The 10,321-nt window shown below is 27.2% G+C and carries 14 protein-coding genes and 1 rRNA gene; all 15 read left to right on the top strand.

Features of this window, described 5'->3' with window-relative positions; all coding sequences use genetic code 11:
- Positions 1–114, top strand: a 5S ribosomal RNA gene (rrf, locus tag E0D94_RS00855).
- A gap of 120 nt (positions 115–234) precedes the next feature.
- Positions 235–1,302 (top strand): YkvI family membrane protein, encoded by a 1,068-nt coding sequence (locus tag E0D94_RS00850; RefSeq protein ID WP_130805423.1) that lies wholly within the window; start codon positions 235–237, stop codon positions 1,300–1,302.
- A gap of 40 nt (positions 1,303–1,342) precedes the next feature.
- A complete protein-coding gene (locus E0D94_RS00845; protein WP_130805422.1) occupies positions 1,343–1,930 on the top strand; it encodes a CvpA family protein in 588 nt (195 codons plus the stop codon).
- A 75-nt stretch (positions 1,931–2,005) separates the two neighbouring features.
- Positions 2,006–2,611: a sulfurtransferase-like selenium metabolism protein YedF gene (gene yedF, locus E0D94_RS00840; RefSeq protein WP_130805421.1), complete on the top strand. Its 606-nt coding sequence runs from the start codon at positions 2,006–2,008 to the stop codon at positions 2,609–2,611.
- A gap of 12 nt (positions 2,612–2,623) precedes the next feature.
- Positions 2,624–2,890 carry a putative Se/S carrier protein gene (locus tag E0D94_RS00835; RefSeq protein ID WP_242620452.1) on the top strand — a complete coding sequence of 89 codons (267 nt, stop codon included), beginning with the start codon at positions 2,624–2,626 and terminating at the stop codon, positions 2,888–2,890.
- Positions 2,891–2,900: 10 nt separating this feature from the next.
- Positions 2,901–3,749 (top strand): mechanosensitive ion channel family protein, encoded by an 849-nt coding sequence (locus E0D94_RS00830; RefSeq protein ID WP_242620451.1) that lies wholly within the window; start codon positions 2,901–2,903, stop codon positions 3,747–3,749.
- A 77-nt stretch (positions 3,750–3,826) separates the two neighbouring features.
- The gene (locus E0D94_RS00825; RefSeq protein ID WP_130805420.1) at positions 3,827–4,018 is read left to right on the top strand and encodes a DUF951 domain-containing protein; all 192 of its coding nucleotides are present in this window, start codon (positions 3,827–3,829) and stop codon (positions 4,016–4,018) included.
- Positions 4,019–4,112: 94 nt separating this feature from the next.
- A complete protein-coding gene (locus E0D94_RS00820) occupies positions 4,113–5,294 on the top strand; it encodes an aminotransferase-like domain-containing protein (protein ID WP_130805419.1) in 1,182 nt (393 codons plus the stop codon).
- A gap of 127 nt (positions 5,295–5,421) precedes the next feature.
- Positions 5,422–5,706, top strand: coding sequence for a 30S ribosomal protein S6 (rpsF, locus tag E0D94_RS00815; protein ID WP_130805418.1), 285 nt, complete (start codon positions 5,422–5,424; stop codon positions 5,704–5,706).
- Positions 5,707–5,726: 20 nt separating this feature from the next.
- Positions 5,727–6,179, top strand: coding sequence for a single-stranded DNA-binding protein (locus E0D94_RS00810; RefSeq protein ID WP_130805417.1), 453 nt, complete (start codon positions 5,727–5,729; stop codon positions 6,177–6,179).
- 15 nt (positions 6,180–6,194) lie between these two features.
- The gene (gene rpsR, locus E0D94_RS00805; protein WP_130805416.1) at positions 6,195–6,422 is read left to right on the top strand and encodes a 30S ribosomal protein S18; all 228 of its coding nucleotides are present in this window, start codon (positions 6,195–6,197) and stop codon (positions 6,420–6,422) included.
- A gap of 112 nt (positions 6,423–6,534) precedes the next feature.
- Positions 6,535–6,861 carry a MazG-like family protein gene (locus E0D94_RS00800; RefSeq protein WP_479725510.1) on the top strand — a complete coding sequence of 109 codons (327 nt, stop codon included), beginning with the start codon at positions 6,535–6,537 and terminating at the stop codon, positions 6,859–6,861.
- 12 nt (positions 6,862–6,873) lie between these two features.
- Positions 6,874–7,821 carry a YybS family protein gene (locus E0D94_RS00795; protein ID WP_130805415.1) on the top strand — a complete coding sequence of 316 codons (948 nt, stop codon included), beginning with the start codon at positions 6,874–6,876 and terminating at the stop codon, positions 7,819–7,821.
- 13 nt (positions 7,822–7,834) lie between these two features.
- Positions 7,835–9,844, top strand: a complete 2,010-nt coding sequence (locus E0D94_RS00790; RefSeq protein ID WP_130805414.1) for a DHH family phosphoesterase — start codon at positions 7,835–7,837, stop codon at positions 9,842–9,844.
- Positions 9,844–10,290 carry a 50S ribosomal protein L9 gene (gene rplI, locus E0D94_RS00785; RefSeq protein WP_130805413.1) on the top strand — a complete coding sequence of 149 codons (447 nt, stop codon included), beginning with the start codon at positions 9,844–9,846 and terminating at the stop codon, positions 10,288–10,290. Before E0D94_RS00790 ends, rplI begins: the two co-directional genes overlap by 1 nt.
- Positions 10,291–10,321 lie beyond the last annotated feature (31 nt).

The raw sequence follows: 10,321 nt of genomic DNA, 5'->3' as shown, positions 1-10,321 counted from the left end.
AGTGACGATAGCGAAGGGGTCACACCTGTTCCCATCTCGAACACAGAAGTTAAGCCCTTCAGCGCTGATGGTACTTAGGTGGTAACGCCTTGGGAGAGTAGGACGTTGCTGGTTTTTTTATGCTCATTTTTAATAATTTCCCGGGAAATTGTCATATAAAGTCGGAAAATAAAGCTTAAATATTTATAATAAACTTCCTTTTAAACATATAAAATGTTTAGAGGAGGTTTTTTAATGGATAGGAATTCTATGAAAGCAGGGTTTATATATATAGGAACAATAATAGGGGCAGGATTTGCATCTGGAAAAGAGATCTCTTATTTTTTTGGAGTTTATGGAACAAAAGGAATATATGGAGTTTTAATAACAGCTATACTATTTTCTATAATACCTATGATAATTTTATATAGAATTAAACAAGATAAAGTAAAGAGTTATGACGACCTATTACAAAAGATATTAGGCAGAGGATTTGGTAATATTGTAGATAAAATATTAAGTCTATATTTATTTATAAGTTACTCCATAATGATTTCTGGAGGAGCTACAATAATAAAAGAAAGATTACATATAAATTTTATTTATGGAATAATTATAATGTCATTTTTAACATTAGTAGTTTTTTTATTTAGTATGAAGGGGCTCTCTTATGCAAATTCAATTTTAATACCTATTTTAATTGTTGGAATAGTAGTCATAGGATTTTTAATAATAAACAATAATGGATTAAACTTTAGCAATAATGATGGTATTAATATAACTAAAAATGGTAATTGGATAACTTCAGCTATATTATACGTAAGTTATAATAGTTTATCTTCCATTGTAATACTTGTTACAATAGAATCATTATTAAAGACTAAAAAACAAATAATTAAGGTAGGTATATTTGGTGGAAGTATATTAGGTTTAATGGCTTTATTTATATTAATACCTATATTAATTAAGTATAATGATATATTAGGAGCTGAAGTCCCTATGTTAATTATAGCATCTAATATAAGTAGTTTGTTTTTATATATTTATGCATTTATAATATTATCTGCTATGTTTACTACAGCAATAGGAAGTGGATTTAGCTTAATAACAAGAATAAATAAAGAAACTAATATAAATAAAAATATCTTGGCTTTTATATTACCTTTACTATCCTTTCCGCTATCATACATAGGATTTTCTAAATTAATATCTACACTATATCCATTATTTGGATATCTTGGCTTATTTATAATTTTATTTATAGTAATAGAGAACTTATGCTATTTATGTGGTTTGAAAGTATTTTATAAAAACTATAAATAATGATATAATAGACTAAAGATAAAATAAGGAAGGAAATATTATGAATATAATAGATATAATAATCATTTTAATTATAGGTTTAAGTGCTTTAAATGGCTGGAATAGAGGATTTATACTATCCTTATTTAGTTTTTTGAAAATATTTATAGCTATAATTATTGCTAGGGCAATTTATCCATATTTAGTTGAATTTTTAAATGAATATACTGGATTTTATCCATATATAAAAGAATATATATATCCTAAAATTAATGGTTTTATGAATAATCAGGCTATTTTTTCTGCAGATACTATTACTAACTTAATTATAAGTCTAGCCATAATGATATTTTTGTACTTTATAATTAACATAGTTTTATCTGCATTTATAAGAATAGTAGATGGATTTTTTAAACTTCCTGTATTAAAATCTTTCAATAAATTTACAGGATTTTTATTTGGAGCTATAAAAGGAGTTTTAATTGTGTTTATAATATATGCATTATTAACACCTATAATAGCTTTAAATACAGACAGCTTTATTTCAGTCAAAACACATCAATCTGTTTTAGGAAATTTATTTTATAATCCTGATATTATAATTAATTATTTACAATCTAATTTTCTATACTTACTAAACTTATTATAGATTATATCTATAATAGGTTGTTTTTGTGGATAAAATGATATAATTAATATATATTGATTAGAGGAGATGATTTTCGTGGTAAAAGAAATAGATGCAAGAGAACAGGCTTGTCCAAAACCAGTAATAATGACTAAGAAAGCTTTAGAATCTATGGATAAAGGTGAAATAGATGTAATTGTAGATAATGAAGTAGCTAAAGAAAATGTTTCAAAATTATCTAAGAGTATGAATTTAGAATATAGTGTTTCAAAAGATAATGAAAATTTTATTATTAATATAGTTAAAGGTGAAAAAGATAATGTTAAAGAGGAAGAAGATACAAACATTTGTAAACCAAACCTTTTTAAAGATACTACTATAATTATAAATTCTGATAAAATGGGAGAAGGAAATGATGAATTAGGAAAAATACTTATAAAAGGATTCATTTATTCACTTACTGAATCACTTCCATATCCATCTACATTAGTATTTTATAATAATGGAGTAAAGCTTACAGTAGAAGGTTCTGAATGTCTAGAAGACTTAAAGACATTAGAAGAAGCTGGGGTGGAAATATTATCTTGTGGAACATGTTTAGATTATAATAATATTGCAGATAAACTAAGTGTAGGTGGAGTTACAAATATGTACACTATAGTTGAAAAGATAAAAAATTCTACAAATACAATAACAATATAAGAGGTGTGAAGTTTGTTAAATAATGAAATGTATGTTATAGCATTTGATTCTACCCATCATGCTATAAAGTCAGAAAAAGAAATAAAAAGTCAAAAAATTAATATTAAAACTATTCCTACACCTAGAGAAATTTCTGTAAGTTGTGGTTTATCCATAAAATTTGATTATAATGATTTAAATTGGATAAAAGATATAATACATGAAAATAATCTTTCTACTTCAGGAATATATAAAATTTATAAAAAAGAAGGAAAGAGAGTAGCAGAAAAGTTAATTTAGAGGTGATAAAGTGGATTTTAATTTAAAAGATATTAATGTGGATACTTCCTTACTTGTAACAGTACTTTCAACTGTTTTACAAGTAATACTTATTTTATTTATAGCTGGAACATTTATTGCTATAGTTAAAAAATTAATCGATAGGTTTTTTGATAATAGAAAAAATTCAAATTTCAATAAAATGGATGGAGCAAAAGCAGATACATTATCTTCTACTGCAAAAAGTGTATCTAAGTATGTTATTTATTTTATTGCAGGAATATCAATCCTTGAATCTTTTGGAGTAGATACTAAAGGGATAATAGCTGCAGCTGGTATAGGTGCTATAGCTATAGGTTTTGCAGCCCAAAACTTAGTTGAAGATATTATAACAGGTTTTTTCATATTGTTTGAAGACCAATTTTCAGTAGGTGATTATATAGCTGTAGATGGAATTGATGGAACAGTAGAAGAACTTGGTTTAAGAGTAACTAAAATACGTGGTTTTGATGGTGCTTTAAATATAATTCCAAATAGAAAAATAGAAATAGTTACTAACAAGATTAGGGGTAAAATGCGTGCATTAGTTGATGTAGGTATAGCCTATGAAGAAGATATAGATAAAGCTATAGAAGTCATTAAAAGAGTTGCAGAAGAATATAAAGAAGAAAATGAAGATATATTAGAAGGTCCTACTGTATTAGGGGTATCTAATCTAGGAAGTTCTGATGTTGTAATATCAGTAGTAGCAAAAACAAAACCTATGAGTCAGTGGGGAGTAGAGAGAGAATTAAGAAGAAGAATAAAGAATACTTTTGATAAAGAAGGCATAGAGATACCTTATCAAAAAAGAGTTATATATAACAAAAAAGAAGAATAATTTTAAAAAATATATTTTTAGTGTATAATAAAGACAGAGAAATTCTGTCTTTATTAAATATTATAGAGGTGAAGTAAATGAATACTATAGGACTGAAATCTGGAGATGTAATAAGATTAAAAAAGGTTCATCCATGTGGAGAGGATAAATGGGAAGTTTTGAGATCAGGAGTAGATTTTAAGTTAAGATGTATTGGTTGTGATAGAACAGTTTGGATACCAAGAAGAAAATTAGATAAGAGAATAAAATCTATTGTAAATGATCAGTAAAGTAAACAAAACAAAAATGTAATTGGACAAATAATTTTATTTTTAGTAAAATATAGATTAAGGAAAACGTTTTTAAAAAAGTGGGGGTGTAATGATGAAATTAAATTATTCAAAGAGAATGGATGGAATAAAAGCATCAGAAATTAGAGAGTTGTTGAAATTAACTCAACAACCTGAAATAATATCATTTGCTGGAGGATTACCTGCTCCTGAATTATTTCCAGTAGAAGAAATAAAAGAAATGAGTATGAAAGTATTAGAGGATATGGGAACAAAAGCTCTTCAATATGGACCTACTGAAGGATATGATCCTTTAAGAGAGAAAATAGCTAAGAGAATGAAAAAATATGGTGTAGATACAGACATGAAAAACATATTAATTACTAGTGGTTCTCAACAAGGTCTTGATTTTACAGGAAAGATATTTTTAGATAAAGATGATGTAGTATTATGCGAAAGTCCTAGTTACCTTGGTGCATTAAATGCATTTAAAGCTTATGAACCTAAATTCATTGAAATTCCAACAGATGATGATGGAATGAATGTGGAAGAGCTAGAAAAGGTGTTAAAAACTACAGATAATGTTAAAGTACTTTATGTAATACCAGATTTTCAAAATCCATCTGGAAGAACTTGGTCTGTAGAGAGAAGAAAAAAAGTAATAGAACTTGCTAATAAATATAATTTACCAATAGTTGAGGATAATCCTTATGGAGAATTAAGATTTGAAGGAGAAATGCCTCCATCTATAAAATCTTTTGATACAGAAGGTAGAGTAATATTTTTAGGAACTTTCTCTAAAACATTATGTCCAGGATTTAGATTAGGTTGGACTTGTGCAGATTATGAAGTATTAAATAAATATATACTTATAAAGCAAGGTGCAGATTTACAAGCTAGTACTTTTTCACAGATGATTTTAGATAGGTTTTTAACTGAATATGATTTAGATGAACATATTGAAAAGATAAAATCAGTATATAGTAAAAGACGTGATTTAATGATTAAAACTATGAGAGAAGAATTTCCAGAGGATATAGAATTCACTGTGCCAGAAGGTGGATTATTTACTTGGGTAACATTACCTGAAAGTATAAATGCACGTGACCTGGCTACTAAATGTATAGAAAAGAAAGTAGCTTTTGTTCCGGGAGGATCATTCTATCCTAATGGTGGAAACGAAAATACACTTAGGATAAATTATTCAAATATGGATGAAGAGAGAATAGTAATTGGAGTTAAAAGACTTGCAGAATCTATAAAAGAGATGATTTAAATAATAAAATCTTGAGGAAGTTTCCTCAAGATTTTATTTGCATATATACTATAAAAATGGTATAATATATTGATGGAAACATCCTTGCCCTTTTTTTAGGGCCAAAGTCCATAAGGAGGTGAAATAGATGAGAAATTATGAAGGAGTATTTATATTTGAAACTTCTTTAGAAGAAGAAAAAAGAAATGGTATTTTTGATAAATTTAAAAATATTATAGAAGCAAAAGGTGAAATCACAAACATTGATGAATGGGGAGTTAGAAAACTTGCTTATGAAATCAATGATTTAACAGAAGGATACTATATAGTGATGACATTTAATTCTGAAACTGAAGTTGTTAAAGAATTGGAAAGAGTTGCAAAGATTACAGAAGGTATAATGAGACTTATGGTAGTAAGAGACGAACAGTAAATTAGAGGGGGTCGAACTTTGTGAATAAAGTGATTTTAATTGGAAGATTAACGGCGGACCCAGAATTAAGATTCTTAGCCGGAAATGGAACAGCTGTTTCTACATTTACACTGGCAGTAGATAAGAATCTATCTCGAGATAAAAGACAAGAATTTGAACAGCAAGGAAAGCCTACAGCAGATTTCTTGAGGACCGTAGTTTGGGGAAGACAAGCAGAAAATTGTGCAAATTATCTTTCTAAAGGTAGACTTGTAGCAGTTGAAGGTAGAATAGAAACAAGAAGCTATGAAAATGCACAAGGGCAAAGAGTATACATGACTGAAGTTATAGCTGAAAGAGTTCAATTTCTAGAGTGGGGAGATAATAATAATTCTTCAAACAAGGGCTATAATAATAGTTCCAATAATGACTCTATGGACTTCTCTGGTGCTGATGGATTCCAACCTGTAGACGATGAAGATATTCCATTCTAAAGGAGGGAAATGAAAATGGCAAGAAGAAATTTTGGTAGAAGAAGAAAAGTATGTAATTTTTGCGTAGATAATGTTGATCATATAGATTATAAAGATTTAAATAGATTAAAAAAATATGTTACTGAAAGAGGTAAAATTCTTCCAAGAAGAATTACAGGTACTTGTGCTACTCATCAAAGAGGAGTTACAAGAGCTATAAAAAGAGCTAGAACAGTAGCATTATTACCATATACAGCAGAATAAATTAAAAGAAGGAGAAATCCTTCTTTTTTTAATTGTATTGTTGTTAAATCTAGTGGAAATATAATATAATATATTATAATACATTCTTATGAAATTAAAGGAGATGAAATATTTGGGGTTCAAAAATGATAACATTGATATAACTAAAAACATAAGAGTTATAGAGTGGTTAAAAATAGAAATGTTGAATTCAGTCTCTTTATTATTTAATCTTTTATATAAAGGAGTAAAAGAAGGACAAGAGGCTTTACTTGATTGCTTAGCAAATATTATATTAGTTACTTATTTGTTAGGAAAAAGACTTGGTTTATCTTTTGAAGAAATTGATAATAAAGTTGAAAAAAAAGTAAAACTGGGAATTGCAGAAAATCATAAGATAGAAAATTGGTATGGAGATTTAAATAGATTTTTAGAGTATTTTAAAAAGATTAGAAAATAAGAGGTGAGATTTTTGAATTTAAATGAAAAGACACGTATTATAACTGAATCTGCAGTTATTGTGTCACTTATGACTATATTTGTATTTTTAGGGTTATATTTAACTCCAATAATATTATTGATATACCCAGTTCCATTTATTATATTAGGAATAAGGCATAATGTTAAATCTAGTATACTTACAGTATTTGCTTCTTTTATACTGGTTTCAATATTAATAGATCCTCTTACTGCTTTATTTGTAACTATAATTTTTGGACCATTAGCAGTAGCTATTGCTTATATGATTAATAGAAAATATAATTCATATAAAATCATAGTGATTGGTACAATTGTATCCTTTATATCAATAGTAACATCATTAATTATCACAGGATATATTACAGGAGTTAATTTTTATGACTTATTAAAAGAACAGGTAGATTTTATATTATCTACACAAGAAAGTCTTCTTAAAGAGATGGAAATATCTTCTTATCGAATAGAAGAATTAATAGATAAATATACAATTTTATTAGATAATACTATACTTATATTTCCTGCTATGTTGATAATAGTTTCTCTTTTTACTAACTATATAAATTATTTTATATCCATTGCTACATTGAAAAGACTTAGATATAAAAATATAAAGATGCCTTTGTTTTCTAAATTTAGATTACCAAGTAATATAGGAAGTGGAATAGTAGTTATTGCTATATTATCGTTTATCATAAGCTACTATAAATTGTTTAATTATGATACAATAACTTTAAATATATCTATATTAGTTGTATTTTTGTTTTTCTTGCAAGGATTAGCTGTTATAGTATATTTACTTAATAAAACTAACATTAATAGTATATTAAGAGGAGTTATAATAGCATTTTTAATATTATCAAGTCCACTTATGTTAATAATATCATTTGTAGGTTTAGTAGATACAATAATGGATTTTAGAAAATTAAAAGAGGACAAATAGTGGAGGCTTAATAATGGCTAGAGAAAAAGGTTTTAAATTTTTAAATTTTGATAATAAGATATACTTATTTATAATAGGTATATTTGTATTAATACTGTTTTTTTATGAACCAATAATAGCAGGTGTAGGTGTTTTACTTTTAGCTTACTTAATATTCAATCATTGGCGAAATGTTCATATTAGAAAAGTTGAATGGACAAAATATATAGAAGGACTAATGGATGAATTTGATTCGGCAACAAAGCATGCTATACTTAATTTACCTTTACCTTTTATGATGATAGAATTAGATGGAAAGATTAGCTGGTATAATCCTCGATTTAGCGAAATGGTTGAAGAAAGAGATATATTAGAGGAAAACATAGAAGATATTGTACCTTCTTTTAATATTAAAGATATAACCAGTGATAAAAAAGATAAAAATATAGATGTAGTATTTAAAGATAGAAATTATAAAATATTATATAATATAGTAAAGGTAAATAAGAAAAATTCAGATAAAGATTATTTAATTATGCTCTATTGGTTAGATAATACTACACTTACTATATTAAAACAAAAATATAATGATGAAAAAATGAATATATGTTTAGTAGAAGTTGATAATTATGATGAGGTAATGAAAGATACTGATGAAACAAAAAGACCTATAGTACTTGCAGAGATAGATAAGAAGTTAAATACATTTACCTCTAGAATAAACGGATTTATAAGAAAATATGAAACAGATAAATATATAATTGTATTTGAAAATCAACATTTATCTAACTTAGAAAATAAAAAGTTTGCAATATTAGATGATATAAGAAATATAGACAAAGGAAATAAAACTGCAGTTACACTTAGTATGGGAATAGGTGTAAATGGGAAAAGTCCTGCAGAGAGTTATGAATTTGCAAGAGGTGCAATAGATATAGCTCTTGGTAGAGGTGGAGATCAGGCTGTAGTTAAAAAAATAGAAAAATTAAGTTTTTATGGAGGAAAGAGTAAAGCAGTTGAAAAAAGAACTAAAGTTAAAGCAAGAGTTATAGCACATGCTTTACGTCAGTTAATTGATCAAACAGACAAAGTATTCATAATGGGTCACCAGAATCCTGATATGGATAGTTTAGGAGCAGCAATAGGTGTTTTAAGTGCTGTTAAGTATAGAAATAAAGAAGGGTACATTGTACTTTCTGAAGTGAATCCTTCTATAAAAAACTTATATAATAAGTTAAAAGAAGAACATCCTGAATATATGGATTATATTATATCTCCTGAGGAAGCTATAGACATGGCAGAAAATGACTCTTTATGTGTAGTAGTGGATATTCATAGACCTAGTTCTACTGAAGCACCAGATTTATTGGAAATAGTAGATAAAGTAGTACTTATAGACCATCATAGAAGAGGAGCAGAGTTTATAGAAAATCCATTGTTAGTATATTTAGAACCATATGCCTCTTCAACTTGTGAGTTAATTACTGAGATATTATATTATTTAATGAGTGAAAAAATGGAAATAGAAAAATTTGAAGCAGAAGCTTTATTATCAGGTATAAGTGTTGATACTAAAAGTTTTACATTTAAAACAGGAGTTAGAACATTTGAAGCTGCCTCTATGCTTAGACGAGCTGGGGCTGATACTACTTCAGTTAGATTATTATTTCAGGATGATTTAGAAACATTTACTACTAAAGCTAAAGTTGTAGAAAGGGCTAAAGTTGTAGGTAATGGTAAAGTAGCGATTTCATATATGGATGTAGATGCAGATAATTCAATACTTATTGCAGCACAGTCAGCTGATGATTTACTTAATATAAATGGTATTTCAGCTTCATTTGTGCTTGTACCGTCAGATAATAGAATTCATATATCTGGAAGATCATTAGGGGATATAAGTGTACAGTTAATACTTGAAAAATTAGGAGGCGGAGGTCACTTGACAGTGGCAGGAGCTCAGTTAGACAATGTAGATATAGAACAAGCAAAATCTAAGCTTGAACAAGCAATAGATGAATTTCTTAAGGAAGGTGAGGAATAATGAAAGTGATTTTATTAGAGAATGTAAAAGGATTAGGTAAAAAAGGAGATTTAGTAAATGCAAAAGATGGCCATGCAAGAAACTATCTCTTACCAAAGAAACTTGCTAAAGAAGCAACAGATGGAAATGTAAAACAATTAAAAGAGCAAAAGAAAGCAAAGAAATTAAAAAAACAAGAAGAAAAAGAAGAAGCTTTAGAACTTAAAGAAAAGCTTTCAGAGATAATAGTTAAAATAAAAAGTAAAGCAGGAGAAGAAGGTAAATTATTTGGTTCTGTTACAACTAAAGATATAGCAACTGCTCTAAGGAAACAAGAAAATATTAAAATAGATAAAAGAAAAATAGTATTAGATAATAATATAAAAACACTTGGTACTACTATTGTAAAGGTAAAAGTATATCCAGAGGTTACGGCAGACCTTAAAGTACAAGTAGTTGAGCAATAAATAGTAGGTACAGTTTAACTGTACCTAATTT

It is taken from the genome of Senegalia massiliensis (assembly GCF_900626135.1).
GTDB lineage: Bacteria > Bacillota > Clostridia > Tissierellales > SIT17 > Anaeromonas > Anaeromonas massiliensis.
This window is presented reverse-complemented; position numbering and strand designations above follow the sequence as displayed.

Excerpts from the sequence above, each read along its gene's own strand:
- E0D94_RS00850 (WP_130805423.1), top strand. The coding sequence starts at position 235 with ATGGATAGGAATTCTATGAAAGCAGGGTTTATATATATAGGAACAATA.
- E0D94_RS00845 (WP_130805422.1), top strand. The coding sequence starts at position 1,343 with ATGAATATAATAGATATAATAATCATTTTAATTATAGGTTTAAGTGCT.
- E0D94_RS00825 (WP_130805420.1), top strand. The coding sequence starts at position 3,827 with ATGAATACTATAGGACTGAAATCTGGAGATGTAATAAGATTAAAAAAG.
- E0D94_RS00820 (WP_130805419.1), top strand. The coding sequence starts at position 4,113 with ATGAAATTAAATTATTCAAAGAGAATGGATGGAATAAAAGCATCAGAA.
- rpsF (WP_130805418.1), top strand. The coding sequence starts at position 5,422 with ATGAGAAATTATGAAGGAGTATTTATATTTGAAACTTCTTTAGAAGAA.
- rpsR (WP_130805416.1), top strand. The coding sequence starts at position 6,195 with ATGGCAAGAAGAAATTTTGGTAGAAGAAGAAAAGTATGTAATTTTTGC.
- E0D94_RS00790 (WP_130805414.1), top strand. The coding sequence starts at position 7,835 with ATGGCTAGAGAAAAAGGTTTTAAATTTTTAAATTTTGATAATAAGATA.
- rplI (WP_130805413.1), top strand. The coding sequence starts at position 9,844 with ATGAAAGTGATTTTATTAGAGAATGTAAAAGGATTAGGTAAAAAAGGA.